Raw genomic sequence first — 23961 nt, 5'->3', positions numbered from 1 at the left:
CAGTTTATGGTCTTAGTGTGCGATTTCAGTTTTAGTGTTACAGCAGCTGTTAATAAATAGATTAATCGAAACAAACGAAAAACGCAACAAACGAAACAAGCGAAACATACGAAATACGCACAAAAGGCGATTATTGACGAGTGCGGCACTCTAGCCGTTTCGGTCTGGCGCGGGAGTGCACCCGATTGCTATAGGTAAGCCTGTCTAAAAAACAGGCTTACTGTACAATAATTTTCTATATCTAAACTCACCCCATCTACACCGACGTTACAATTTCACGGCTCTTTTAGCGGTATCAACAGCACTACCACCTGCTTTTTGCACATCAGAACTTCCGTTTTTAAGCGCACCATCAAGTGCTCCACCCACTCTGATACCTGCCCATGAAAGCGCACCCATCCAGAACGCCGGCAGAACCAGAAACATCGATGCCATTACGAAGTTCATGATCAAGTCATCCGAACTGTTCTGAAAGCCGGCCATGTTGAAACTGCTGTGTGTGTCCGAGCTATAGAGCGCCGTCAGCAGCCAGCTGTCCAGCCAGCGCGCCAGCTCCCACCAGAACGTCAGGAAGTTCAGGGCGAATACAACAAACGTCAGTGTGATAACCGTCTTAATCTCATACGCAGAGAACGCCAGGATAAGCGGCAGAATGAGCACTACGGCCATCAGCATCACAGCCTGAACCATTGGTAATGCCTGTCGCATGGCGTCAAATGCCGGAAACGCCGCGAGGCTTCCAAGGGCCGTTCCTCCGATCGCTGCGACGCGAGATACTGAGTTATCCAGGGTGAAATCCGCATTGCCGCCGTAGCCGGCATAAACGTGGCCGCCCTGTGAAACCGTCAGGCTCTCAGGGCTTACCAGACGGCGTACTACGGCCTCCCGGTAGTCGGTCGCATTGCCTCCGATCATGGTCATGGCTGCTGAGAGGCGAGTCCATAAGCCAGGGTCAGCCTGGTCCACGACGCGAGCCTGTAGGCCAGTTTCAGCCTTACTCCACCATTCGCTGCAGGTCGGATAGCCACCCCGGCCGGTGTCCGGTCGCCCGCTATCCCGGCTTTCGCTCCATGGAAACGCGGCGCGTGGTGTTTTTGACTGCAGGCTGCCGTAATAGCTGCCCAGGAACGTCTTACTGCCAATCCACTCAATGTCGCGCAGGGTGGCTTTATCCTTCGTCTGCCCCTGGTCCTCGCGCTTCCACATGTACAGTGCCAGGGAATAGCAGTCGTTGGTGAAGTCCTGCAGCTCCTCGGCGAGTCCCTTGTTATCGATGCGCGTGTGCTGTACCTCAAAGCGGATCTGGCGCATATCAGGACGGCAGGGGATGGTGGCGACGGACGCCTGGGTGATGCCCTTTGCCAGCTTGTGCATCAGATACCACCACACAGGTGCGGCGGCGGTCTGGTCATTAAGGCTGGAAATCACGGGCGAATAGCCCGTGTCATCCGGTGCCTTCGGTGTCCAGGTCCCGCACGTCTGCGCGCGCGTGGCGTCATATTTGATGGTGCTCATGTCCACGTTCATTAGCGGCATACAGCAGGCAATTATGACCAGAAAGGAGGTGTAAATGGCGTGCTCCATCCGGGGAATGGACAGCGCGCCCTTATTTCCCTCATCTTCACCTTCCTCCCGGACCTTCAGCCAGATGCCGATAAGGCGAAAGGCCACCGGGGCGGCAAAAAGGCCGGTACTGAGCAGGATATTCCACAAACCGTTATTGACGACCCAGCCGAGCAGGGTCAGGAAATACTCCAGGTAGCTGTTGGTCAGCATTATGATGCTCCCGTGCCGCTGAGCAGCACCAGTTCACACACAACGGCAAAAACCACGCTGACGGCGGCAATCCGCATAAGCGGCTGCCTGTACTGCGACCTGAAGCCCGGCGCGCGCAGGATCTTCATAAACCCCCACGTCAGGCCGCCGTATACCGCCAGCCGCCACATCAGCCATCCGTATTTCGCCTGCTCCATCCACTTGCTGAAGGCGGCCGTTTGGTCAGGGTTTTTGATCGCGTTATCCGCAATAACGAGCGCGGCGAGCAACAAAATTAGCAGCGTGCCGGCAATAATCAGCGTGCGCTGCAGAAAAGGATGACGACGGAAAAACGAGGCGCGGCGCGCCTCCTTCACAGGTTTCATGGTGCGGGCCTCGCTCATTTGCTTTCAGTCTCAGGCACCGCCAGGCGGTTCATGCGGCTGTCAGTGTTGTCATCGCTTTGAGTCTGCGGGTTGCTATTTACGCGGCCATTTTCGCGATCGATAATGGTCAGCACGGAGTTGCGGGATAGCTCGCGTTTGAGCTCCATTTCATTACGCAGCGCGGTAATTTCCCTGTCGATGGCAGTTACCCGGCGGTCGCCTTCTTCAATGGCGGCTGTCTGGGAGGCGGCGTTCGGCTCTGACATGCCGGTGACGATCATACGGCGCATAATCAACGCCGTTTCTACCGTATCAGCCATTGCCAGTTCACCCGCAAGCCGGGCTGTGAGTGCGGCATTGTCAGGATCACGCTGCAGCGCCCTGATAACGCCGGCTGTGATTGGCAGGCTTCCAGTTTTAAGCTTCGCCAGGTTGGTGGCGTTGGGGGGCTCGGATCCGTTAACCAGTTTCACAAGCTGATCCGTATTCTCTTTTGTTGTTTCCTCAAGAATGGGGGCAAAGCCGGTGCCGGCCTGAGTGGCTCCCGGCTGTTGTTCGTCATCGCCACTGGTGCACTGGGATGCATCAGCGCAGGTACGCAGTGAGCTGTCGCCAACCACCTGGACCACGGCTTTTGCCGCTTCTTCTGCGCTGCCATATTTTGCGCACGCACCGCCGTTGCAGCTGCTGTTGCTGATTGGCGTGTTGCTTAGCACGGGCTGGCTGTTCATCATGTTGTAGCCGGCGGCGGCCAGATCGTGCGTAGGACGAATGGCAGGCTGATTTTGCCCGCCGCGCTTCTGTCCACCTATCCAGTTCTGTCCGGACTTGCCCTGCAGCTTTTCAGAGGCGTTGTTAACGCGTACCGCGTCGGCATCGCCACTGTTGACAAGCGATTTATACTCATCCATGACTGCGCTCTGGTTCCACTTGTTGTTGCCAGCAAAGTTCATCATGCGTTTGGACATGTTCTGACAGTTAAGCTGGGCCTTATCAAATGCCACGCTTCCCTGTAGCACCCCGTTGGTCAGCATGTCGTACAGGCCCGGATTGGCGCGCTGTATCACCATGGCCGGCAGGCTGGCGACCGCGCCGGTGGCCCCCTGAATAACGTCGCTCATCAGGTTTTTATAGCCGCTGGTCACGCCGTTCAGCTGGTTACCCACTGTAGTTTTAAGATCGAAATTGCCGCACATCAGGTCACTGCTCCAGCCTAAATCCATTCCCAGTTTGCGCATGCTGCTGCGCGTGGCTGGCTGGGAAATTACGGAGCCTCCGCCGAGGGTGTAATAGAGCTTGTCAGATACCGCGCCGCTGACGTTTTTGCCGTAGCCGAACGCACTGTCGTTGACCGACGGCAGTGAAAGGCCAAATGCGCCGGACCGGTTATCGTCATCAGCCTGTGCCATGCCGATCGATATGCTGACCAGGACCGCAAGAAACGCTGGCCTCAATGTGGTTGTGTTCATGGTTGCCTCTTAAAAATTGGTTGCATAAAGAAAGGTCTGGCCGCGACGTTTGCAGCAGCTGTAGGGCTGCCACAGGGCATAGGCTTCGTTGCCGTCCTGCGCAGTGGGATAGGCGCCGTCAGGGAATACGGCACAGGTAGCCGAGAGCGTGGGCGACAGACGCTGCCATTTATGGTTGGCCGTGCCGGTGTTTTCTTTCACCTCGCCCGGCGGCCAGTAGCCCGGCTTACGGGTGCCCTTCAGCTGCTGATAAACGTGGATCTGCCCGGATCGGGTTATGAAGTCGGCCACGCGCTGGGCGACGACGGCGGAAGCCTTGTCATCGTCCGTCTGGCTGACGAAGCCCGATCGTGGATAGAGGTTGCCCCACATGTTGGCGGCGGCCTGGCTGCCCAGCTCGCGTTGTCCGGGAATAAGCGCCTCCGGATAAAGTGATTCCGGCAGGCCCGTGCGCCACATAAGCGAATCGAGGGTGCTGAGGAAGTAGGGATTAAATGCCTGTGCAGCGGTGTCGCAGGAGTAGCCGGCGATGCTGCCACCAATCAGGGAGGTCGCCGGATGCCCGATGGCGTCTGCGTATTTAAATTTGATGTTTGACTGACGACGCCCTGCGTCCTTGATGTCGGCGGCATTCCCTCCGCCGGCGGCAGCGCCGCTGGTCAGTCCGCCGTCAACAGCTCCGGCAGCTCCGCTCATAAAAGCCATTTCATGCCAGGGATTGCCGCCCGGGCCGGTGTAGGTTGATACCACCACCTCAGGGATATAGTGCGTCACCTTAACCGAGGTTTTGACCGAGCAGCCAAAGGGCGTACACATCAGCCAGTAACAGACGCCACTCACGCGCCAGCTGATACAGTCCTGCGTCACCGCGCTGGCAATAATCCCGGCGGTATTGATGGCGGCAAACGTGGCGGGCGCAGCGGCCACGGCCAGAACCGAGGCCGTGCCAGCGGCGGAGAAGTGCTTTTTGAATGACCCTAGCATCAGCCTGCCCCCTGCGTGCGGTGCAGGCTGGCCTGCGCCACGTCAGCCGTGCCATATACCACGTCCCGATCATCAAATACGACGGCTGGGTACTTGTGCAGGCCGATTTCCCAGGCGTGGACCACCTGACGATAGGCGCCGGCAATTTGCGCCTGCTTCCGGGGCCAGTCGGGTGACTGAATGACCTGCTGAGCCTGCAGGGCGGCCTGCTGAGGATCTGACGACAGATCACCGAAAATTGCCTGCTGCAGACGATCTGGCCCATCCAGCCAGACGACTTCAGTATCGGCGGTAAGGTTCAGGGGAGGGTGCTGAGCGTCGGTAAAAACGACGGTGCCTGCCATTACCTGGATCGGTATCAGCAGGGAAAAAAACAGGAGTGTCCTGATGCGCATTGCAAATCTCCGTCACGGGTATCAGGATGCCAGCGTGACAGCGCGTGCTCAGGGATTCAGCAGTAAACTCTATTTCGGATTTTGAAAATTTTCAGGTCACGCCAGAATTCGGCGTCTGAACAAAAAAGTACACGAGGTAACATTTGTAGCGACAGGTTAAACCAAGAGGGCAATTGCCTCCTGCGCTTTCAGGAAGCAATTGGACAGACAGATAAAAACTGGACAGTGTAGATTTACTGCTAAATTTTCTTATCCATTTGAGCCATACCAATGTCGAATTTATGATTTTTTGCTGCATCCAGCACCTCTCCGAGCCCCTGACGTTCAGGTCCGTCCCGGCCATCAAGACCCTCGCCTTCAGAACGATTAAATTTAACAAACTTATAAATGGTTTCAACGCAAAACTCAGCCAGTTCGGCTCGTGAGCTGGCACTGTCATTTTCACCATTGTTTAAAAAATTCTCCAACTCCTGGGCAATACCATTTGTGTTTTTCACTAAACAATCCTCTATGTGATGTATTGAAATAATATAATTTTATCAGAATTCGTTAGTGAAATTAATGTATTCAAGCATCTGGGATCAAGACGAGATCATGTGGTAATTGAAACCGAATGTTAATTAACATGGATTAAAAGGTTTGATAAGAAACCGGCCAGATTAGCCGGCTAATTGATACATATGAGACGCGCATTATTCCTGAAAAACGCTGCTAACCCAGAGCGTCATATAAACCATATCCGCCGCGTCGGGCACGTTGACGTACCAGCGGGGCGTGTCAAATTCATTGTCCAATGGCAGGCTGGCACGGCCTTCCTGAGTCAGAAGAATGTCCGCGCGCTTTCCCCGGCCATCTTCCAGATGAATGGCAACACAACTGTTTTTCCCGATTCGGTGCGGGTTACAGGTAATGGCGACCGGGGGCTGCAGGCGCTCCTTCAGCGCACCTTTCATCGCCTCAAGTCGCTCCTGGGTACTCTGCGTGGCGACAGGCTCACCCTGAGGGTACAGGCCGAAAAGGGTAGGCGTGGGCGTCTCGTCAGCCGCAGGGGTATGTGTTACAGGGCTCGCGTATTTAAGCTTAATCATGCGGTCAGCTTCTCTCTTTTATCGTTGTATTCCGGCATCCCAGCCGACTCAGCCGTCATCAGTCCACGCAGACGATCCAGTTTTCTTGCTACGAGAATAGCAGCATCGAGCTCTGAACAGTTATGTTTACGCATCAGTGCCTTGCGCTCCGCTTTCTCTTCCTTTTCTGTCATTCCCAACGCCAGAAACAGGCTGGACGGCACGGCCCGGAACAGTGCCTGCATTTTTTTCGACAGCACCACGCCCTCGGTATAGCACCCGGAAAGTTTGCTGGCAGACAGCAGCACGGTCTTTTCCTCCTCCGAAAGCGTGCGGAAGCGGGCGATGTCCTCAACTTCTTTCTTCGGCATGGTCAGGCAGATCCACCATTCGGCCATGTTCAGCATTTTGCCTGCAGCCGCCGGATAATCCTCCAGGTTCTGGGTGGCAAGCCAGAGCCATGCGCCGAGCTTACGCCACATCTTGACCACTTTAGTCATGTACGGCGCGAGAAGCGGGTTAACGGTCACAATGTGCGCCTCATCCACGGTAAAGACGATGTCGCGCTCACGATACTGGTCGCGTTCGGCAATGTTGTTAACAGTATTGGTCAGGGATACCATAGTCAGCGCCATCTGCGCCTCGTAACCCTCGCGTGCAAGGTGACCGAGGTCGATAAGCGTAACGTCCGCCTCCGGCCACAGCGCGCCCTCCTGATTGAATAGCTCGGCCTCAAAGCTGCCGGGCTGAGTGAATATGCCCAACGACTCCGCCATTTCAGCCGCCTTTGCCCGACGCGACTCATTGCGGTTCTGGCCACCTTCACTGGCCTCATCAACGGATATGCGGTTCAGTGCGTTCTGCAGATCGCCCGGCAGCATCTGGCGATTTTCATTCAGGCTCTGCCTTGCGGCCATCAGCAGCGCTTCGCGGATCATGGCCCGGTCGGCGCGTCTGAGCGCAGCGTCTTCCTTCGGGTCGCCGCCGGTGATCATCATGCGGGCTGAGATTTCCATTTCGCCCAGGATGTCGCGCTTCTCGTTGCCGTCTCCCTCTTCGTCTCCGTTGTCCTCGTCGATCTCAGGCAGGTCGCTTTCATTTACCGCCGGTGCCGGCGCGTCCACCTCAAACAGCTTGTGTGCGTCGGCGAACGGCGGCAGCGATACGCCGCTACCAGGCTTGACGCTGACCTTATTCACCGTGAGGCCAAGGCTTTCAAAGTAGTCTGCCGTCAGGCCGAAGCTGTTGCCGGCCTCGGCGATAAACAGACGTGGGCGCTGTACGGCCATCAGCTGGCAGAGCATTGAGCACAGGGTGGCCGATTTGCCCGCCCCGGTTGGCCCGAACAGCAGCATATGCGCGTTCTGGGAACGGTCGTGTTTGTTGAGCGGATCGAAGTCCAGCACGTCGCCGCCCCGGTTGAAAAAGCTGAAGCCCGGGTTGCCGGTGCCGGTTTCACGACCGGTAACGGGCAGAAGGCCGGCAAGGTGCTGAACCCACGTCAGGCGGGTGTACCAGTGTTTTTTGTCATTCTGGGGGTTAAAGCACATCGGCAGAGCGCGCAGCCAGGCATTCAGTGGGCCTACATCGTGCTCGGAGCGGACGGGCTGCAGCCCCTCGTTGAGCAGCACAGTGGAAAGCTCGATGCGCTTGCGGTTCATTTCCGTCATGTCCTTTGCGCGCAGCAGGAAAGTGATGGCGGAGCGGTACAGCTTGTGCCGGCTACCCAGCAGCTCCTTTACAGCGGCCACGTCCTGGCGCACGCGCCCCGACTCTGTGTTTTCCCCGATGGCGTTCTTTGCCAGCCGGTTAAATTTCTCTTCCAGCGTGTCCTGTGGCTCCGCAATGATGGTCATACATAGCATCGTGCCTTCGGGAAACATGTCCATCAGAGCATTGACCTTTTTCTCGCCCCGGCTTTTCTCCCCTGTCAGCGTACCCGGCGTCGGTGGCTTACGCAGCCGCTCAACCGACAGCGCTGAATGCGCCAGATCGTCAAACCACCACACGCCGTTCTCTACGTCAGAACGCGGCGGTGTGAACAGCAGCGTCTCGGAGAAATCGTTTTCAACGGGGATCGTGCCGTCCGGAGTGTTGCGGCTATCCTCATAGGCCGCCGCACGGTAAAAGCTTTCCCTGTCCATGCCCTCCGGTGCTGGGTTAAACAGGCGCAGCAGCCAGGCGTGGATCTGCAGGCCGTTCTGGCGTGTGCAGCCGATGTTGACGCTGGAGAGGGCGCCGCACAGCCTTTCGCACGCCTGGTTCAGCATGCTGACGGGAGGCATCAGGTCGCGGCTGTTTTTATCCACCCAGCGGTATACGACCATGCGGGTCCGCCGTTGCTGGCCGCGCCAAGGCTGCCCGGTGATCAGCTTATCTTCAAAAAGCCCCTGCGGCCTCGCGATGCCGCGCAGGTGACTTTCGGTTTCCTGTAACCACGCTTCGGTAAATTCGGTGTGCTGCGCGTGCGGCTTGACGTACCCGCGCAGCTTGTCCAGATAGGCGTCAATGTCGTTTTCGTCCTGGCAGAAAAACTGCACAATCCAGGGGTTGGCCTCAATGTCATCAAAGCTGTCCTGCAGGGCGTCCTCAATCACATCACGGATTTGCTCAAGGCGTGAGTCGGGACGTCCCTCGGTGGCAACCGGGGTGATGTCGTACACCGCCCCAACCGAGACGCCATCGTCAAGCAGCAGGCACTGTTCTTCGTCCAGGAACTCCGCCCACGGCAGGTAGTCCACCACGGACGGGTTATGCGCATAAACACGCTTTTCATCATTCTGCGTCATATTTCCCGGACGCGTCAGCGGCTCCGGGATACTTTTTTCAGGTGAATCCTGTCGCGTGTGCTGGCTTTTTTTAAAGAGTCCGAACATCAGAGCGCCTCCGTGCGTTCGCCTGGCATCGCGTACTGCGTCTGGTCATAGAAAGGGAAAACGGTGCTGTAGCCCGGCACGGGCGTGTTGCCCTGCGCCAGGTGCGGGAAAACGTACATCACCATGTCTGGATTCGGCAGGCGCGGAAACTGCTGGCTGATCTCCGATTCCTGGGTACGGCTGTAGCTGCGATCGTCGCTGGCGGCCGCCTGCTGTTCCCCGTCGGTCAGGGCGCGACGTAGCGCGGCGCGCCCCTCCACGCCGCGTGAAGGACCGCTTTCGCCGTCCGTACCCTTCCACAGCTCCAGCATGTTGCTGTTGCCCGCCGGCAGCATCTCATCCTTTGACGTCGAGCAGCCCGTGAGAGTGGCGGCTGCGACCAGAACAAAAACGCCGAGTGTTACTGAAATCTGCATGTCATTTCTCCTCAGTCGAGCCCGCCGGTGCTGCCGTCTTCACCGGGCAGGGTGAAGTCGTAACGCACCTTGCGGCCCTTGTCTTCATAGTCAATTGCCAGCTCACGGGTGATGTGCACGGCGAGGTGCGCGCCCGGCTGAACGTAAATGGCGTCAAAGGTCTGCCCGTAGCGCTGCTTCACCCACTCGGTGATCTCGTCGGAGCTGCCGGAAATCGCCTTGCCGAGCACGGCCTGTCCGGCGTCGCCGGTCAGCGTGGAGGTCACGCCGCCGTAGGCGTTGGTCTGGCTGGTCTGCTGGTTCTGGCCCACCGCATCGCCGGCGGCACCTGCGGCGCCCAGCAGGCCCAGTGTTGGCAGGTACGTGGACGCGTTGGATTTACGCGCGCCTGAAATGCACGGAATGCCGTTTTCATCGGAAATCCATCCGATGCCGCCGCTGGTGCCGGTGTCCTTGTCGCCGTTGCGGGCGTTCTGACCGTTGCTGTTGCCGGCGCGCCCGCTGCGGTCCGGCTTCGGCAGGGTGCGCACCGTACCGTCGGTAAACACGAAGGTGATGCTGCTGACCTGGCCCCTGACGCAGGACAGGGTCCAGTCGCCCGAGGCCGTGCCGGACACGATCGCGCCCTCCACATCCGGGAGCTCGATACCGTTGGCGGTCAGGTTGTCCTTACCGATAAGCACCTTGAAGGGATACGGATCGGTCACGGTGCCGTTAACCGGCACGCGACCCAGCAGGGCGGTCATGGCGCGGCTGCCGATAAGCGTGGAGTTTTCCGGCAGGGTATAGACCGGCTCGGCCTCGTCTTCCCCGCCCTTTTCGCTAGTCGATCCCTTCACCTGCTGCTCGTAGCTGGCCTTCTGCTTTGTGATTGCATTGTCGCTCATGAAGGAGGTCGGGAAGGCCGTTGTGCTGCCGGTTCCTGCGCCAGCGCTGGATCCGTTGCTGCCCTGCCCGGACGCGGCGCTTTTGCCGTCCTGCGGCGTTACCCACATCAGGCCGTCGTTACCCGCCGCTGCCGGGCTGCCGCTCCCGCTTCCCATACCGTCCAGCCCGAGGCCCAGCGGTATGTCTCCGTCCTGGCCGGTGGCCTTATCGGCCAGCCCTTTGCCGGTACTCTGCAGCTGGGAAGTGAGGTCGTTAATTTTTGACGTCAGCGTATTCTGTTGCTGGCGCAGCTGTTTTTCGCGCTCGCTGAACCCTTTCTGTACGCCCTGCACCGCCTCGTTAACCTGCCCGGACACGTTCTGGTTGCGATCGCGCAGCTTGCGGTTTTCTTCCAGCAGGTCGGCATTCTGTTTGTTCAGCGTGGCCTGCTGCTGGCGCACGGCGTTGAGCGAGCCTACGATGGTACGCAGAGTGTCCTGCGGCGTGTCACCCTCAACCCCGATGGCCTTGAGCTCCTGTGGCGTCAGGTTCGCAAGCGCTGGCGAGCTCTGAGTCGAAGGCTGCGCCGGTTCGGACGGTTTGCTGTTGTGGCCTTTAACGACCACAAAGACACCGGCAATCAATACCGCCGGCACCAGAACCTTGACCAGGCCGTTGGACTTAATCTTCATAGCGGATCACCTTCTGGACGGAATGGGCGGCCTTGCGGGCGGTGGAGGGCTCACGCACGAATGCCTCATCGGCGCGGCCAGCGGTGACCAGGTACAACGTGGTGGTGTCCTCCGGCGTGCCGGCGGCGCCCAGCCAGCGGTGCTGGAAGGTGGCAGTAACGAACTGGCCCTGCAGCTCGCGCGGATCGAGCACGATCTTTTGCGGGGAGTCGTTGCGCACCCGCAGCGCTACTACCGTACGTCCGGCCACGCCCCAGCCGGCCACCGGTGACACGGTCACGGGTGCAGAGGGATAGAGTGTGGTGATGCGCGATGGCAGATGCGGATTAACCGGATGAATACCCGGCACACCTTCAACCGTGCGCACGGGGGCGTACAGGTTCTGCGCGGCGTAACGCGTCAGCAGGACCGGAATAGGCGCCTTGTAGCTGACTTTTTTACGGTTAGTCTGCGGTTTATCCCCTTCGGCGCCGGACGCCGGGGAGCTGGCATCAGCGGCGCTGCTGGCCGTGCTGACGTCGCCGCTGTAAATGATTTTGACCGGTTCGGTCGGACCCGTGCCGGCGGCATGAACGTCCAGCAGAATGACCTCGCCCGATTCCATGTCCTGCAGCTGCAGGCGAGTTGACGGAAAGTCGCTTTCGGCCTTCAGGTAAACCGCGCCGCCGGTGCTCTGCACGCGCAGCTTGCCATTCAGTGCGGGCGGAAAGCCTACGCGCACGTTTTTGTCGGCAAAAATAACGCGCTCGGTGCCGGTTTTCAGGGGGATCTGCAGGGGAACGCGCTCCCACTTCATCAGCTCATCGGCCCGGGCAGATGCTGAGCTGAGTATCGCGGCGGGCAGCAGCGTGAGCGACAGCGCCACCAGGCAGGCGCGGGAGCTGAAGGTCATCTTTGAGCAAATCATCACATTGTTCCCTTATTTTCTGCCTTTGAAAGCCGTTGCGGGATACCCTCATAGCAGTCCAGTGCCAGCCCGAAGGGGTTGGTTTCGGAATCGCCGTCCCAGCGAACGACCCTCAGCGGATAGCGCACTGTTGCGCGTTTGACCGGCTCGGTTAGGTAGTATTCATCCGCAATCAGATCGAGGCTGACGACCCAGTTGTCCCGATCGATAACCTTGACGCTCTTAGTGGTGTAACCCCTGCCGGGGATTTCATAAACAACGCGCACGCGGTCAGTCAGCTCGCCTTTGGCATCCCGCTGGTTTGAATCCTCTTTAAGAAACGCCTTACATTGTGGCGTGAGGTACGGTGAAAGCGACTCAATACGGGCGGGATAGTCCACCTTGCCGTTTTTCGGCCAGGCGTTAAGCTGCTGAAAAATATAATACGCAAAGCTGTAAACGGTCGGCGGTGGCACTTCCCACACGGGACGCGTGCTGCCCTTGCGCAGATCGGGCGGAATATGAATGGTCAGCTTCTCCGGGGCGCGCATCCAGCCACCCAAGGCGGTCATCAGCAGTATCAGCAACACGAAGCAGGCCGCCCTCAGGGAAAAAATATGCTGATCGCGGCCCTTAACCGCGTGGCGAAAACGACTCATTTGGTACTCCTGATTGGTATACTCCGGCGCACAGACCAGCGCCGGGAATCGACGATCAGTTTCGGGTCACCGATCCCCATGTGGCGCTTTCTGAGCGCGAACATCTGCCAGATATAGTTCTCAGGCTTGCCGCGCTTTTTGCGGGCAAGCCACTTTCCGCCAAAGCTGATGAACACCAGGGGAAAGAGCAGGCTCCCCGTGGGGATAACCAGCCAGCTGAGAAAAAGTGCAAAGGGCAGTGAAATGATTAAGCCCAGAACGACTCCGATGCAGGCAGCCAGGCCTAACTCGGGGGTGGTAAACCCCCGGAATACGACTGGCTCTGAATTGAGGCGATCCGGCATATCTCGGATGGTCGCCATTCACACCGCTCCTTATCAGGTAACAATCTCGGCGGATTTGCCCAGCAGCCAGATAACCAGAACCAGCAACACAATGCCCACGATCACGATCCCGCCGAATTTACCCCACGTGGCGCGGCCGTCGCGGACTTCGCTGAACGTGGTGATGCCGGCTTCCGCAACCTTCAGGAAGCACACCGCGGCGATGACGAGGCCGATGAGAACGATGCCGTCCTGTAAATAACCCTTGATAGTAGACATCAGCCCGCCGCCGCCTCCGCCCGAGGTTGGTGCTTCCACAGCTGGCAGATCCGCCATAGCGTTACCGACCGACAGGGCACTCAGAGTGACCAGCGTGGTAGCTCGGGCCCAGCTTTTACGCACGCCGGAACGCGTGATGGAAACGAAAGACGCAATTTTTGACATGATATTTCCTGTTTAAGTGATTGAAAAAAATTAACTTCCGAACATCCAGATACTGATTACGACTAAAACGAGGCCCCTTATAAAAAGGCTTTTTACTGCTGATTCCCTCACGCGCTGGTTGGCCCAGCCCGAGTAAAGGTCAATGGCGGCCCAGGCGACCCAGGTAAACAGCGTGGCGAACAGCAGACCAAGGCATAAGAGGTATATCGCTGCGGGGTCCAGATCGCCCGAAGCTGCCTTAAAGGCCATCACCTGCGCCTGAGTCATTGCCATCAGGGACGCTCCCGACGGTAATTGCCCGACACGCCCGACAGATCGCGAGGCTGTGCCCGGGACGGCTCAATGTAACGATCGATGCCGGCGCTGATGGTGCGCAGATCTGCTGTGGCGCGCTGGTAGTCAAAGAAGTAGCGGCCACGTTCTGCGGTATCCCCCTGAGCGGCGGCCACCCGGGCACGCTCCAGCGACGCCTGCACCTGAACGATCATGCGCTGGGCGGACGCCAGCTCATCCTTTTCAGATGCCTGGGCTGACAGCGCCGTGAGAGATGAAAGGCCCAGCACGCCGCCACACAGAAAAAGTCGGGCTACCGGGCGGAAAGATTTCATATGCACCTCCAGTGGTTGTTTGGTGCGGTAAGGATGCGGAATCCGGGCGAACGGGTCAGCCGTTAACTCATTACCCGAAAATGAAAATTAACTGGGAGAGGTTGAGGAGGGGGGGAGTGGTTAGAATGTTTTAGATTGTTGTAACTACTAACTTCTACTGTCGCACCGCTTGGCGGCTTGCCTGCTGACGACGTTACCCGAAACGAGTTCAGGTAACGTCGTCCAGCCTGGTAAAAGCAGTAGTTATGCTGTTAAGGCATTAAAGTCCGCTATGAGCGAATTTCGGACGTTATCGCCACATTAACCGGCTTGTCCGGAGCAACACCCTGATAAGCGTTTATATACGCGGACCGCCTCGATCTGGAGTTGGCTCATCATCTTCGGGTGAAGGTAATTTACTGAGATTTAGATTTTTCGAGAACTCAATAAGCTCAGATATTTTAGTAAATATTGTAAGTTCTAATCCATCCACAGGATCAAAAGTTATATGGGTCCCGTAAAAACTTGCATCTCCCTCCCCACCTGCGATGTCTGACAGCTCGTTTATGTATAATTCAAAACCCTCATTACTTATCCCAGCTTTCATATCTAAGAAATCATCAACAAAAGCCGGCATAAATTTCTCATTATTGCCAGAAAAACTCTTATTAAATAATGGGCATACTGTAGGAAGATACGTATCAATCTTTAATACAATCTTATTGTCGCTTGAGTTATCAAGCCGCCAAGAAATGAAGTGAGCATTTAATGAACTAGGGAGATTCAAATCACTTATAGTATTGCAGAGTTTTGCTCTTAATGGCTTTGCTGACTCTGATGATATTTCAGATTTAAACTCTTTAAACTCTATAAGTATATTTATAGCATTAACCCCTGCAAAGTAGTCAGCATATTTTTTATCTTGGCTTCCATTAAATGCGCCAACATTATAGGGGTATTCAGGGCCGAATTTCTTAGTAATCTTATATTTTAAATGCTCAACGAATGCTTGCTGTACTTGGGCTTCGCCTATTTTAGTTTTAGGTTCCATTTACCTTCCCTATTTTCTATAAATTCAACAGATTGTGACACCTTTAGCCCGCAATAGGGGCCAAGGCAAGCAAGGTTCAGGCCCAGAGGGCCGAATTCCTTGCGATTGGTAAGATTAACCGGCATTAGCACTACAAAGAAGTTTCTGTAGTTCATTCACTGTTTTTTGAACCAAATTATCGTATGTGTCTGGCCCATACCTTTCGGCCATAAAAACAGTAGCATCATCAAATTCAATAATGCATTTAGTACGGTCTCCCTTCATCGGAAAAATATTACAAGGAGCAGCCAGCACACTCGATTTTATGTGCCCATCAATAACAGCCTCGTACTTATCAAAAACACCAAATTCGACATGATTACTAAGAACTAATCCTCTATAACCACGATCATTATTTCCTTCAACAAATGGATTGCGTTGTTCAAATTCTAATGGTGTTAGTGTTGCTACAAGATGCTTTTCATTACTTATAACTCTTTCATTTTTAGGTTTATATTCGCCCAGTGAGTTAGCGCTCCCATTCCATGAGATGTCTACGCCTTCTCTATGAACAGTAACAAACCCAGTATTGCCATTAGCATTCATAGCCCCCTGATGGGACATATTTGCTATTACTTTATAACCTTCATACTCAAATTCAGCATGGGTTTTATACACTATAGCAGGATATTTTCCTTCAGTTGGTCTTGGTTGCTCATAATTCGTTGGTGATAGATATGCTTCAGACATTTTCACTTCCTCAAAATTGTAATCCTTCTTGGAGAGCCTGATCATCTCCCCCCAACCTCAACTACCAGAGGCTACTAGCGCCTTTTATGCGTTTTTGCGCATTAAGGTGATAGTGGCCAATGGTCATATTGAAAGCGATTGTTATAAACTTCGACTTAGTAATACCAGATTTCACTAAGGATAAAAATTAATGAAAGAAGGGAAGTGACCTGAATAAGTGAAAGGCCCGCTTTTGCGGGCCCGGGGAGATCAGAGGTACTTTTTAAACGATGCGGTGGTTACCGTAATCGCAAGCCCCAGCATTATGGCTGCGGGAAGCAGCAACAGGTTGGGATAGACCGCCGACGGCCATGACAGGTATGCCATTGCCGGTATGTATACCGCCGGCTTAATCATCCTTTTTGCGCGGTGGTATAAAAACGACGATTCATACCCCGCCCCGTAGCGACGCAGGTCGCGGCGCCCCAGCCCCTCAACCACTGCTACGGCGATGACCAGCATAAAAAGCGGGATGGAGAGCGTCAGTATCGTAACCCGAATAAGCGTCACCACGGCCACCCAGACGCTGGCAAGCAGATACTGCTGCAGGTAGCCGGCGAGCCAGCCGCTGGCCGATTTCAGCTGGCGGGAAATTTCGTTGCCGCTGTTCATTTCCGATTCATACATCGACTGCACCCAGCCAACGAAACCGCTGTCTACGAAGGCCCACTGATAGGCGAACGTAATCCAGTGCGTGACGGTAACGGAGGGTTCAGAGAGCAACAGGCTGCGGGTAAAATCCGACGACAGGTAGCCCATTTCCGTGGTCATCACCTGCTGGCTGTGTGCGGCGCCCATTTCCGGCCAGAAGAATGCGATACCGATGTATTCAACAATCAGGCTCAGGAACAGGGAGGCCAGGATCATGCCGACCAGCTTCCACGGCCAGCCCCAGACCAGGTTGTAAATCAGTCCGTGCTCTCGCGGCGGAACCGGCTGCTGTTGCGGGTTCTGTGGCGTGACGTTGCGACGTGGTTCAGCCATTGTCATCTCCTTTCAGAGCTCTGGGACCGGCCGCGCCGCCGTTCCACCACCCTTCGCTGCTGTGGTAGTTCCGGCGCATCTCTTCGGCCAGGCGGGTAATATCGTCCGGCATGTGCTCGTCAGCGGCGTCGCCGGCGGGCAGTGGCATGCGGATTTTCCAGAGCTGACCGCCCTCAAGCAGGGCAAACGCCTGGCCCTTCGGCAGCGACACGATATCCGACGGCTCCAGCAGCGGCACCTTGATTGTGCCGACGCGGTCCTGCGTACTGGAAGTAAAATCCTGATTAACGGCGACGTCTGCTGAATCCTGGTGCCCGGAGACCAGCGTTTTGCTGTAGATTTCAACCTGTGGCAGCTGGGTGGTCAGCAGCTCCGCTGTCCGGTTCTCGCGCACACGCAGCATGATGAGGTTATTAAAGTTACCCTGCACCTGAGAGGTTTTGGCCGCGCTGCCGATACGCGCCTCAATATCAGAGGACGTCTGCGTGTAGGCCGTGACCTGCATCCCCGCGCCCCCGCCCTTGTTGATCAGAGGAATAAACTCATCGCCCATTAGCTCGTTAAACTCATCACAGTGAAGGTTAATCGGATTTTTGCGGTCGTCCGCTCCCGGCAGGCCTGCGTTGATTCCGTGCTTGTAAATGTGACCGGCCACGCTCACCAGATCGGCAAACATGCTGTTACCCACCGCGCTGCCCACCTCGCTGTCGCTGAGCGCGTCGAGGCCGATGTACACCACCCCTTTTTTACGGATCACCTGCTCCCAGTCAAAGATCGGGCGCGGGTCGTCCATGTTGAGGTAGTCAGGCGATAGCAGCTCGGCAGTTTTTCCCGTGGTCAGCTTCTCCAGCAGCGGCAGCAGTGACGCCACTATCTTGTCGAAGTAGGTCCGGTCGTAGCGCACGGCGGAACGCAGGCCGTCCAGTATCGGATCGTACAGCTGCTGTCCCTGCTCGGAGCTCAGCGCCACCTCATACGCCCAAATACGCACGGCGTCCGGTTGTCCCTGCATGTTGCGGGGCACGTCATCTTCACCGAAGAGTTTAAGGTTGTTTTCGATCTGCTTACTCAGGTCGGGAAGTTTATTCGTAATGACTTTCACCGCGTAGCGCAGGTACAGGTCCGCGATGTTGTTCACGTAGCGTGTGATCAGCGTGTAGTCCGGCCGTTCACCCAGAGCAACCAGCGCCCGCGCCACGATGTTCACGAACCGCCAGGCGAATTCCCGGAACGCCGCGCTGTTGCCTTCGCCGCTCAGCTGCCCGGCCACGCGTGATGCCACCTCGGAGACGCGTCCGAAGCGTCCCACGGCGTTATAGCGGGCCGATATGTCGGGCCACCCGAGGTGAAAGATGGTCAGCTCATCGCCGCGGCCGGCGCGGTGCGCCTCCGCCCATACCCGCTTGAGCAGGTCGGCGTCACCTTTCGGATCAAACACGATCGTCGTGTCGCCGCGCCGGATGTCCTGGGTTATCAGCAGTTCGGCCAGCCGGGTTTTGCCCACGCGCGTCGTGCCATAGACCACCGTGTGCCCTACGCGCTCGCGCAAATCCAGCGTAACGTCGATCTCGTTGGGTTCGATGCCGTGTATGGCCGGGTTGCCTCCCACCGGCGGCAGCGGCCGCACCGGGTTCAGAACGGAATCGGCGTTCAGCAGTTTGCTCAGCGCCGGCAGGCGCTTTTCCGTGGCCTCCTCGGCGCGGCGCGCCAGCTGGTACAGCCTAGACGGCTGCAGGTAATGTGCGACCTCGGGGCGCAGTGTGTCACGCAGGCGCTGGGTATGCGTCTGCGTCCAGCGAAATCCCCTACCGATAAACAGCCGTCGCTTACTTAGCGGGATCTGCCGGGAGGTCATCACGTAACGCGGCAGCCGGCGCAAGTTACGCCGGTAGCGGATCACCTGCATACCCTGACGGGCCCGCACGATGGACAGCACGGCAAAGCCGCCTGCTGTAACGTAGCTGACGGAGGGGGCAAGGGCGACCGCCCAGGGCGCGCTGACGCACACCACGGCGGCGGTACCGGCCACGGCGGCCGTGTTCAGCTCAACGGCCGGGCGCAGCAGCGCTTCTATAACGTAGCGGTTACTCATGGGACCATTCCTTCAGTGAAATGCCGGACAGCAGCCTCAGCAGGTTTTGCCCACTGATGATCTTAAGCCGGGAAGAGGTACGGCAGACGGCATGGCTCATCTGCCCGGTTCTGCCGGTATGGATAAAAAAGCCACGATGGCCGGCGCGGGAGAGCAGCGCATCGAAATCCCGGACGTGACCCGGGGAAATGGCCCGGCTATAGCGTTTAGCCTGTATCAGCCAGCACTCGCCGTTGATAAACACTTTGCCATCCAGGCCGCCGTCACCGCTGTAGGACGCGTTGCGCTCGACCTTAAGCCCCTGCCGCTCAAAGGCAAGCAGCAGCAGCTCCTCAAAAACGTAGGGATTTATTTTGCGCAGGTAGCTCATCCGCTGGCCGTCGCCGTTCAGTTCGCGCAGGCGCTGATGCACGCGCGCTGCAGTGGCTCGATAACGACGGTGCCGACGGGCGGTGGCCGTCTCCCGGCGAAACAGCCACGCGATGACGATAAGCAGGACGACAAGCCCGGCAGCCAGCAGAGGATTGACCGACAGCAGCAGGGCAACGGTTTGGGGCGTGCCCATCATGGCGCGGGCTCTTGGGTCAGCCCGCCGTCGGTGATAAGCACGGGGTAATGCGTCAGCTGCAGGCGGCGCGCCAGATCCGAACCGGAGGCCGGGGCAAGGGTCATGCCGGGCGCCAGGCCGCGCAGCCCGTCAAGGGCGTCCTGGCTGTCCACGTTCACGACAAGCCCCACGGCACCTCTGGCCGACAGACGCTGCGCATTGTGCCGCAGCCAGGACCGGGATACATCATCGTCCCCGATGATGAACAGCGCGCCGATGCCGGGCAGCTGCAGGTTGCGAGGGCTGATCGCGCCCGGCGACATTTCCGGCGTGGTAACAGGCAGCATAGCCGCTTCGCCCTGGGCGGGCGGCGCGGAGACGGGTGCCGGCGAGTCCTGCCGGTTAACCGCGTCAAAGATGGCCTGCGTGCTCTGTCCGCCGAGGTCGGCCAGCACGTTCAGCTCCGCGTGGGACGAGAGCGACAGCAGGATAAAGGGCATAGCAAGAAAGCGGACGTTTTTCATGGTATCGGGCTCTTGGGTTCAATCCAGACGAATCCGGTGTTGGAAGTGGCTGCGGGCACAGGGGCGTTGTCCGCCAGCTGCACGGGAGCTGGCGCCGGGCCGTTATCCACGGGGGCAGGCTGCAAAGGCGGCGACTGCAGCATGGCAAGCTTTGTTCTGATAAAGGAACGGTAGCGCGCGGCGGCCTGTCCGCCGGCGGGATGGTGATAGCATCCGGCGGCGTCCAGCCAGCTGCCGGGCTTGCGGTCCCAGCATTCGCGCAGGATAACGGCGGCGGCGTTGAGGTTGGTGTACGGATCCAGCGCTTCCCAGGTGGACGTGAAGTGATCGCCGTTCCAGCCCAGGTTGACCTGCGCAATGCCCACGTCAATGCGCTTCAGGGAATGGGTCTTCATGAACACCTGCAACGCCTGCCAGGCCTCAAGCCGGGTTTTATAGCGATACCCCTTGCCCGCCACGTTCAGCGTCCAGGGCCAGGGACGTACGCCCTGAGGCAGCGTGCGGGAGGATTCCTGCAGGGCAACCGAATACAGCGCCTCAGGTGGCACGCCGTGCTGGCGCGCCACCTTTGTATAGCCGTCGGGCACGGTCTGCATACCAGATGACCAACAGTTTACCGACGCCAGCAGCAGCAGGGCAGCGCCGGTCAGTATGCCGCGAGTTGCCATCCGTTTTCCCCCTGCTGCAGCACCACGGGCATCATGCCGTTGCCGAACCGCATCCAGCGGCCACCGTCGTGATTAAGCGTGATCTCACGGCTGCGTACTCTGTCAAGAGGGATGTGATGCGCTTTGGCCCAGCTGCGCAGCGCGTCGTCGTCGCCCTGGCTGTCAACCAGATAGATATCGACCGGACGCTTGTCGGCCAGCACGGCGGACAGTCGCGCATCGCACTGCGCGCATCCGGCAGACTTCACGAACAGCGCCAGTCGGCCGCCGGTGTCGTGAGCAATACCCGCGGCGTTTCCCATGTTAACGGCCAGCGTGTTGGGGTACAGCCGCTGCCAGGCGCTGTTTACCTCGCGCTGAAATTCCATTTCTTTCTGCGTGCGGGCAAATTCCTGTTTCACCCACTTCTCGGCGTACTGACGGCGCTCTTCGGCGCTGCGCGCCTCGATGCCGAGCGTGGAGAGTGGATCGAGGCCGGGCGACTGCGTGCCCCGGGGGCCGTTCATCAGCTGCTGATAGCGCTGATAGTCCTGCTGGTTCAGCCCCCACTGCCCCGCCTGCTGCTGCAGATCCTGAACCGCGCTTTGCCCGGTGTGCTGCGCGTCCGTAGCCTGGCCCTGGCTGTCAGTGGTCTGGACACTCGCGTACGCGGTGCCGCCGCATGTAAGTAGAAACAGAATCAGTGCTTTTATCTTCATTTCGACTCCGTTAGTGAACGTTAACGGTGGTTACGTGCCCGTTTACCCGAAACTGCGCCTGTCCGTAGCTGGCGCCGATCAGCGTCCAGCCCTGCACGGACTGGCCTTCGCCGATAAGGCGGATCTGTGACAGGTCGCTGAAGTCCTCCGGGGCTACGGCGGCAAAGGACGTGGTGCCCCGCTTTTCCACGCCGGTCAGCACAAACGGCGCCCGGCGTGCCACTTTATGGGCGGCACGATGTGGCTTAGCGGGTGTCGGCTTTTTTACGGCGGGCGGGGTGTCGGCGTGAGGCGTGTCTTTCGTCTTGTCCTGGAGCGCGTTCAGCTGCGCGTCGAGCCCGGACAGCTGCGCCAGCATGCTCTGCCGGGCGACGCTGAGATCGCCGACGGCCTGCTGCAGGGCGACAAGCGCCGGGCCGCTCCGGTCCTCCTTCAGCTTGGCCTGCAGGGCGCCTATCTGCTGCTGCTGCCGTTTCAGATCTGCGCCGTACGCCTTCAGGTTGTCCTGCAGGGGCGTAAGGTCGGACTGGGTCAGTGCCTGCGAATACACCACGTTTTGCTGTTTTTCGACGTGAGCGAGGCGCTGATCGAGCGCGCTCACACTTTTAAGGGAAATAAACGTCAAACCGGCCACGGCCAGCGCCACCGCGACGCCGCCGTAAAGCGGCAGTCGGCGCAGAATCGCCGCGCCTTTGCGTGGCTTCAGCTGCACTTCACCGGCGAAATCGTCTTCATCAAGGGCGGGATTGCTCATTTTGTCAGAAACCCTCCGCGTACGGGCTGGCCCTGAATCACCGGAGGGGAAATGGTGTTGCCGGACGCCTCAGGCAGCGTGGCGGCGCGCGGCGACAGCTGGGTGGCCGGAAGCTGATAACCGGCGCGCAGGCTGTGGCACACCACGCGCTGCACGTCGTCCACCTCAAGCTGCCAGGCCGCTCCGGCCATTACCTGTAGCGCGGTGCGCAGACGCATCGGGCCGAGCTGATACTGCACCGCCGGCAGCGGCTGCCGGTATAGCACGCCATTGGCCGGGCCGGTCTGACAGAGCGAGTAACCGGACTGCTTCAGGGCATAGCGCATGGCGTCGGCGACAGTGGGCTGTAGGGACGGGGGAATGCGGATGTCGATAATCTGGGAAAGCGGATCCTGCTGGGCTGCCTGCGGGTCGGTGCTGACCAGAAGATAACGGTCGTAGCGCACCACCTCCGGCACGCGCCCGTAGGGATCGTCGGCCGGGGTCTGGACGTTGCGGGAGACGCTGACCGACGGCGTCGGCTGGGCGGGCGCCCGCTCCTGCAGCTTCTGGGGCGGCGTGGCGCATCCCGTCAGCAGCACGAAGGGCAGGACGGCGGCGAGGGCGTGTAGTTTCATCTGAAGATTCCTGTAGGTGACAGAACAGGCATCACTGTGCGGAACTCTTCAGCGGGCTTCTACGAACAACTCTTTTTCCGGATCCAAAAAAAAACGCCGACCGGGGTCAGCGTTCAGGCAGGGCGCGTCAGGCGACCTGATGAGGAGGGTGCGTGATGTCACCGCACCCCTGTATCAGCCCCTCAACGGAGATGTCTTCGTCAAGGGCGTCCCAGTGTATGCCACGGGGAGATAGTTCGTAGTCGTTGCGCTGCTCAGGCGTGGCGTCAAGCAGCCGCGGAAACCAGGACAGCGGTACGCCAAGCGTACGATCGTCCGTGAGTTCAACCCACATGGTGGAGTCATCGAACCGGACGTCTCTAGCTGAAATAGTCATTCCAGGCCTCCAGTAATGTCGTTTTGTGTAGCTTCACCAGTACGAACAGCTCTTTAAGGGTCCGTGAGTCAAATCCGTCATTTCTTGCCAGCGCCACCACGGGTTCAAGCCAGAACTTAGCTTCAGCGCCAGATTTGGAAACGTGGATATGCGCGGATTCACGCGGATTGCCTTCGTTGGAGTAGAAAAAGAACCGAAAACCGTTCAGCCGAAGTATGACAGGCATCGTCAGTAACCTTTAGGGAATTATGGTGGAGATTACAGCGGCAGTCAAAACCCTGCAAACGCCGTAAAACTGCCCGTGAAAGGGCAGATTTGGGAGGGTAAAATCAGAACGAGTTGTCAGCGTAGGACGGCGCCTGCTCTGAGCCACTCTGTGCCGTCGGCGCATCGCTGCGTTCCGGTTTGTAGACCATGTCCTGACCGATTTTAATCCAGTCTACCTTGATCAGTCGGGCCTTCAGGCTGACGCGGCTTTCGCCGGCGTGCTCACCGTTTTTCAGCTGAAAAATGTCGGTTGACGGGTTGCTCAAAGAAAACCCGATCAGCACCTTCTTGTCCTCATCAACCGCCTTCTGGCAGCGGTTAATCAGGCTACTGGCTTCTTTGCCGGCAACCGTTACGTCAAAACGAACGTAGGAAGGACTGTCACTCGGGCCGGACAGCGCGTTGATCACGCAGCTGATGAAGGTGCCGGACTGCGCGTTAACCTGCCGGACGTTACTCAGGTAACCCAGGCCTTTTATGGTCAGGTTAAAGTAATCGTTGCGGCTGGCGGCGGACGTGGTGGTGGCGGACTGCGCGTTGTTTACAGACATGATGTTATCTCCGGGGGTCAAAAAAAATCGACGGAGAAAACTTCGGCCCGGACGGGAGAAGTCTTCCCGTCGGGGAGTCAGATTCAGGTGAGTCTGACTGTCTGGTTAGTTGAATAAACCCTGAGCGTCAGGCAGTAGGTGCCATATGTTGACGATATCTGCTTCCAAAGGTGCGCAGATGTACCACACAGTGTGCGCTCCCTTTCAGGCTACAGGAGCTTTCTGTTCAGCCACCCGAAGGCGATTCTCTCAGGCTGA

29 protein-coding genes are annotated in these 23961 nt (G+C 57.9%); all 29 read right to left on the bottom strand.

Annotated features, from left to right (window positions below):
• Positions 1–267: 267 nt before the first annotated feature.
• The 29 genes from AC6I8C_RS22285 to AC6I8C_RS22145 all read right to left on the bottom strand — a co-directional run bounded on the left by AC6I8C_RS22285 (position 268) and on the right by AC6I8C_RS22145 (position 23703).
• Positions 268–1776 (bottom strand): conjugal transfer protein TraG N-terminal domain-containing protein, encoded by a 1509-nt coding sequence (locus AC6I8C_RS22285; protein ID WP_497823897.1) that lies wholly within the window; start codon positions 1774–1776, stop codon positions 268–270.
• A complete protein-coding gene (locus tag AC6I8C_RS22280; RefSeq protein WP_265135649.1) occupies positions 1776–2159 on the bottom strand; it encodes a hypothetical protein in 384 nt (127 codons plus the stop codon). The genes AC6I8C_RS22285 and AC6I8C_RS22280 overlap by 1 nt, the downstream gene beginning before the upstream one ends.
• A complete protein-coding gene (locus tag AC6I8C_RS22275; protein WP_497816623.1) occupies positions 2156–3610 on the bottom strand; it encodes an integrating conjugative element protein in 1455 nt (484 codons plus the stop codon). Before AC6I8C_RS22275 ends, AC6I8C_RS22280 begins: the two co-directional genes overlap by 4 nt.
• Positions 3611–3619: 9 nt before the next feature.
• Positions 3620–4594, bottom strand: coding sequence for a TIGR03756 family integrating conjugative element protein (locus AC6I8C_RS22270; RefSeq protein ID WP_497816622.1), 975 nt, complete (start codon positions 4592–4594; stop codon positions 3620–3622).
• Entirely contained in the window at positions 4594–4989 is a 396-nt protein-coding gene (locus tag AC6I8C_RS22265; protein ID WP_140034356.1) for a TIGR03757 family integrating conjugative element protein, read from the bottom strand. The genes AC6I8C_RS22270 and AC6I8C_RS22265 overlap by 1 nt, the downstream gene beginning before the upstream one ends.
• 239 nt (positions 4990–5228) lie before the next feature.
• Positions 5229–5486 (bottom strand): hypothetical protein, encoded by a 258-nt coding sequence (locus AC6I8C_RS22260; protein ID WP_497816621.1) that lies wholly within the window; start codon positions 5484–5486, stop codon positions 5229–5231.
• Between the two features lie 195 nt (positions 5487–5681).
• Complete coding sequence (locus AC6I8C_RS22255) at positions 5682–5942, bottom strand: hypothetical protein (protein ID WP_497816620.1); 261 nt, start codon at positions 5940–5942, stop codon at positions 5682–5684.
• Positions 5943–6073: 131 nt separating this feature from the next.
• The gene (locus AC6I8C_RS22250; protein ID WP_497823896.1) at positions 6074–8932 is read right to left on the bottom strand and encodes a conjugative transfer ATPase; all 2859 of its coding nucleotides are present in this window, start codon (positions 8930–8932) and stop codon (positions 6074–6076) included.
• The gene (locus AC6I8C_RS22245; protein ID WP_497816618.1) at positions 8932–9348 is read right to left on the bottom strand and encodes a TIGR03751 family conjugal transfer lipoprotein; all 417 of its coding nucleotides are present in this window, start codon (positions 9346–9348) and stop codon (positions 8932–8934) included. Before AC6I8C_RS22245 ends, AC6I8C_RS22250 begins: the two co-directional genes overlap by 1 nt.
• An 11-nt stretch (positions 9349–9359) precedes the next feature.
• On the bottom strand, positions 9360–10907 hold the full coding sequence (locus tag AC6I8C_RS22240) for a TIGR03752 family integrating conjugative element protein (protein WP_497816617.1): 1548 nt from the start codon (positions 10905–10907) through the stop codon (positions 9360–9362).
• Complete coding sequence (locus AC6I8C_RS22235; protein ID WP_497816616.1) at positions 10897–11814, bottom strand: TIGR03749 family integrating conjugative element protein; 918 nt, start codon at positions 11812–11814, stop codon at positions 10897–10899. The genes AC6I8C_RS22240 and AC6I8C_RS22235 overlap by 11 nt, the downstream gene beginning before the upstream one ends.
• Positions 11814–12452 (bottom strand): PFL_4703 family integrating conjugative element protein, encoded by a 639-nt coding sequence (locus AC6I8C_RS22230; RefSeq protein ID WP_193585627.1) that lies wholly within the window; start codon positions 12450–12452, stop codon positions 11814–11816. Before AC6I8C_RS22230 ends, AC6I8C_RS22235 begins: the two co-directional genes overlap by 1 nt.
• Entirely contained in the window at positions 12449–12814 is a 366-nt protein-coding gene (locus AC6I8C_RS22225; RefSeq protein WP_064691080.1) for a TIGR03750 family conjugal transfer protein, read from the bottom strand. Before AC6I8C_RS22225 ends, AC6I8C_RS22230 begins: the two co-directional genes overlap by 4 nt.
• 15 nt (positions 12815–12829) lie before the next feature.
• A complete protein-coding gene (locus AC6I8C_RS22220) occupies positions 12830–13219 on the bottom strand; it encodes a TIGR03745 family integrating conjugative element membrane protein (protein ID WP_193585628.1) in 390 nt (129 codons plus the stop codon).
• Between the two features lie 30 nt (positions 13220–13249).
• Complete coding sequence (locus AC6I8C_RS22215) at positions 13250–13492, bottom strand: TIGR03758 family integrating conjugative element protein (RefSeq protein WP_064691079.1); 243 nt, start codon at positions 13490–13492, stop codon at positions 13250–13252.
• The gene (locus AC6I8C_RS22210; protein WP_497816615.1) at positions 13492–13827 is read right to left on the bottom strand and encodes an integrative conjugative element protein, RAQPRD family; all 336 of its coding nucleotides are present in this window, start codon (positions 13825–13827) and stop codon (positions 13492–13494) included. The genes AC6I8C_RS22215 and AC6I8C_RS22210 overlap by 1 nt, the downstream gene beginning before the upstream one ends.
• A 337-nt stretch (positions 13828–14164) precedes the next feature.
• Positions 14165–14857 carry a hypothetical protein gene (locus AC6I8C_RS22205; RefSeq protein ID WP_497816614.1) on the bottom strand — a complete coding sequence of 231 codons (693 nt, stop codon included), beginning with the start codon at positions 14855–14857 and terminating at the stop codon, positions 14165–14167.
• Positions 14858–14971: 114 nt separating this feature from the next.
• Positions 14972–15586, bottom strand: a complete 615-nt coding sequence (locus AC6I8C_RS22200) for a hypothetical protein (protein WP_265135677.1) — start codon at positions 15584–15586, stop codon at positions 14972–14974.
• A gap of 249 nt (positions 15587–15835) precedes the next feature.
• Positions 15836–16609, bottom strand: coding sequence for a TIGR03747 family integrating conjugative element membrane protein (locus tag AC6I8C_RS22195; RefSeq protein WP_265135679.1), 774 nt, complete (start codon positions 16607–16609; stop codon positions 15836–15838).
• Complete coding sequence (gene traD, locus AC6I8C_RS22190) at positions 16602–18701, bottom strand: type IV conjugative transfer system coupling protein TraD (RefSeq protein ID WP_497823895.1); 2100 nt, start codon at positions 18699–18701, stop codon at positions 16602–16604. Before traD ends, AC6I8C_RS22195 begins: the two co-directional genes overlap by 8 nt.
• Positions 18694–19266: a restriction endonuclease gene (locus AC6I8C_RS22185; protein ID WP_497816630.1), complete on the bottom strand. Its 573-nt coding sequence runs from the start codon at positions 19264–19266 to the stop codon at positions 18694–18696. The genes traD and AC6I8C_RS22185 overlap by 8 nt, the downstream gene beginning before the upstream one ends.
• Complete coding sequence (locus AC6I8C_RS22180; RefSeq protein ID WP_265135682.1) at positions 19266–19772, bottom strand: integrating conjugative element protein; 507 nt, start codon at positions 19770–19772, stop codon at positions 19266–19268. Before AC6I8C_RS22180 ends, AC6I8C_RS22185 begins: the two co-directional genes overlap by 1 nt.
• The gene (locus AC6I8C_RS22175) at positions 19769–20440 is read right to left on the bottom strand and encodes a lysozyme family protein (RefSeq protein ID WP_265135684.1); all 672 of its coding nucleotides are present in this window, start codon (positions 20438–20440) and stop codon (positions 19769–19771) included. The genes AC6I8C_RS22180 and AC6I8C_RS22175 overlap by 4 nt, the downstream gene beginning before the upstream one ends.
• Positions 20419–21138: a TIGR03759 family integrating conjugative element protein gene (locus tag AC6I8C_RS22170; protein WP_265135686.1), complete on the bottom strand. Its 720-nt coding sequence runs from the start codon at positions 21136–21138 to the stop codon at positions 20419–20421. The genes AC6I8C_RS22175 and AC6I8C_RS22170 overlap by 22 nt, the downstream gene beginning before the upstream one ends.
• Before the next feature lie 10 nt (positions 21139–21148).
• On the bottom strand, positions 21149–21892 hold the full coding sequence (locus AC6I8C_RS22165) for a DUF2275 domain-containing protein (RefSeq protein WP_497823894.1): 744 nt from the start codon (positions 21890–21892) through the stop codon (positions 21149–21151).
• Positions 21889–22509, bottom strand: a complete 621-nt coding sequence (gene pilL2 / locus AC6I8C_RS22160) for a PFGI-1 class ICE element type IV pilus protein PilL2 (protein ID WP_497823893.1) — start codon at positions 22507–22509, stop codon at positions 21889–21891. The genes AC6I8C_RS22165 and pilL2 overlap by 4 nt, the downstream gene beginning before the upstream one ends.
• Positions 22510–22636: 127 nt before the next feature.
• On the bottom strand, positions 22637–22885 hold the full coding sequence (locus tag AC6I8C_RS22155) for a DUF2442 domain-containing protein (RefSeq protein ID WP_265135691.1): 249 nt from the start codon (positions 22883–22885) through the stop codon (positions 22637–22639).
• Positions 22869–23111: a DUF4160 domain-containing protein gene (locus AC6I8C_RS22150; protein ID WP_497823892.1), complete on the bottom strand. Its 243-nt coding sequence runs from the start codon at positions 23109–23111 to the stop codon at positions 22869–22871. Before AC6I8C_RS22150 ends, AC6I8C_RS22155 begins: the two co-directional genes overlap by 17 nt.
• A 103-nt stretch (positions 23112–23214) precedes the next feature.
• Positions 23215–23703 carry an STY4534 family ICE replication protein gene (locus tag AC6I8C_RS22145; RefSeq protein WP_497823891.1) on the bottom strand — a complete coding sequence of 163 codons (489 nt, stop codon included), beginning with the start codon at positions 23701–23703 and terminating at the stop codon, positions 23215–23217.
• Positions 23704–23961: the final 258 nt, after the last annotated feature.

Source organism: Pantoea sp. X-Soil-YNGN-844, assembly GCF_059730595.1.
The sequence above is the reverse complement of the archived record's forward strand: the minus strand, read 5'-3'. Positions and strand labels throughout refer to the sequence as shown.

What these genes read in the sequence shown, in the direction of transcription:
- AC6I8C_RS22245 (WP_497816618.1), bottom strand. Translation starts at nt 9,348, where the DNA reads ATGCAGATTTCAGTAACACTCGGCGTTTTTGTTCTGGTCGCAGCCGCC.
- AC6I8C_RS22275 (WP_497816623.1), bottom strand. Translation starts at nt 3,610, where the DNA reads ATGAACACAACCACATTGAGGCCAGCGTTTCTTGCGGTCCTGGTCAGC.
- pilL2 (WP_497823893.1), bottom strand. Translation starts at nt 22,509, where the DNA reads ATGAAACTACACGCCCTCGCCGCCGTCCTGCCCTTCGTGCTGCTGACG.
- AC6I8C_RS22150 (WP_497823892.1), bottom strand. Translation starts at nt 23,111, where the DNA reads ATGCCTGTCATACTTCGGCTGAACGGTTTTCGGTTCTTTTTCTACTCC.
- AC6I8C_RS22185 (WP_497816630.1), bottom strand. Translation starts at nt 19,266, where the DNA reads ATGGGCACGCCCCAAACCGTTGCCCTGCTGCTGTCGGTCAATCCTCTG.
- AC6I8C_RS22270 (WP_497816622.1), bottom strand. Translation starts at nt 4,594, where the DNA reads ATGCTAGGGTCATTCAAAAAGCACTTCTCCGCCGCTGGCACGGCCTCG.
- AC6I8C_RS22240 (WP_497816617.1), bottom strand. Translation starts at nt 10,907, where the DNA reads ATGAAGATTAAGTCCAACGGCCTGGTCAAGGTTCTGGTGCCGGCGGTA.
- AC6I8C_RS22175 (WP_265135684.1), bottom strand. Translation starts at nt 20,440, where the DNA reads ATGGCAACTCGCGGCATACTGACCGGCGCTGCCCTGCTGCTGCTGGCG.
- traD (WP_497823895.1), bottom strand. Translation starts at nt 18,701, where the DNA reads ATGAGTAACCGCTACGTTATAGAAGCGCTGCTGCGCCCGGCCGTTGAG.
- AC6I8C_RS22280 (WP_265135649.1), bottom strand. Translation starts at nt 2,159, where the DNA reads ATGAGCGAGGCCCGCACCATGAAACCTGTGAAGGAGGCGCGCCGCGCC.
- AC6I8C_RS22220 (WP_193585628.1), bottom strand. Translation starts at nt 13,219, where the DNA reads ATGTCAAAAATTGCGTCTTTCGTTTCCATCACGCGTTCCGGCGTGCGT.
- AC6I8C_RS22205 (WP_497816614.1), bottom strand. Translation starts at nt 14,857, where the DNA reads ATGGAACCTAAAACTAAAATAGGCGAAGCCCAAGTACAGCAAGCATTC.
- AC6I8C_RS22195 (WP_265135679.1), bottom strand. Translation starts at nt 16,609, where the DNA reads ATGGCTGAACCACGTCGCAACGTCACGCCACAGAACCCGCAACAGCAG.
- AC6I8C_RS22235 (WP_497816616.1), bottom strand. Translation starts at nt 11,814, where the DNA reads ATGATTTGCTCAAAGATGACCTTCAGCTCCCGCGCCTGCCTGGTGGCG.
- AC6I8C_RS22250 (WP_497823896.1), bottom strand. Translation starts at nt 8,932, where the DNA reads ATGTTCGGACTCTTTAAAAAAAGCCAGCACACGCGACAGGATTCACCT.
- AC6I8C_RS22180 (WP_265135682.1), bottom strand. Translation starts at nt 19,772, where the DNA reads ATGAAAAACGTCCGCTTTCTTGCTATGCCCTTTATCCTGCTGTCGCTC.
- AC6I8C_RS22255 (WP_497816620.1), bottom strand. Translation starts at nt 5,942, where the DNA reads ATGAAAGGTGCGCTGAAGGAGCGCCTGCAGCCCCCGGTCGCCATTACC.
- AC6I8C_RS22165 (WP_497823894.1), bottom strand. Translation starts at nt 21,892, where the DNA reads ATGAGCAATCCCGCCCTTGATGAAGACGATTTCGCCGGTGAAGTGCAG.
- AC6I8C_RS22230 (WP_193585627.1), bottom strand. Translation starts at nt 12,452, where the DNA reads ATGAGTCGTTTTCGCCACGCGGTTAAGGGCCGCGATCAGCATATTTTT.
- AC6I8C_RS22145 (WP_497823891.1), bottom strand. Translation starts at nt 23,703, where the DNA reads ATGTCTGTAAACAACGCGCAGTCCGCCACCACCACGTCCGCCGCCAGC.
- AC6I8C_RS22155 (WP_265135691.1), bottom strand. Translation starts at nt 22,885, where the DNA reads ATGACTATTTCAGCTAGAGACGTCCGGTTCGATGACTCCACCATGTGG.
- AC6I8C_RS22225 (WP_064691080.1), bottom strand. Translation starts at nt 12,814, where the DNA reads ATGGCGACCATCCGAGATATGCCGGATCGCCTCAATTCAGAGCCAGTC.
- AC6I8C_RS22215 (WP_064691079.1), bottom strand. Translation starts at nt 13,492, where the DNA reads ATGGCAATGACTCAGGCGCAGGTGATGGCCTTTAAGGCAGCTTCGGGC.
- AC6I8C_RS22170 (WP_265135686.1), bottom strand. Translation starts at nt 21,138, where the DNA reads ATGAAGATAAAAGCACTGATTCTGTTTCTACTTACATGCGGCGGCACC.
- AC6I8C_RS22285 (WP_497823897.1), bottom strand. Translation starts at nt 1,776, where the DNA reads ATGCTGACCAACAGCTACCTGGAGTATTTCCTGACCCTGCTCGGCTGG.
- AC6I8C_RS22265 (WP_140034356.1), bottom strand. Translation starts at nt 4,989, where the DNA reads ATGCGCATCAGGACACTCCTGTTTTTTTCCCTGCTGATACCGATCCAG.
- AC6I8C_RS22200 (WP_265135677.1), bottom strand. Translation starts at nt 15,586, where the DNA reads ATGTCTGAAGCATATCTATCACCAACGAATTATGAGCAACCAAGACCA.
- AC6I8C_RS22210 (WP_497816615.1), bottom strand. Translation starts at nt 13,827, where the DNA reads ATGAAATCTTTCCGCCCGGTAGCCCGACTTTTTCTGTGTGGCGGCGTG.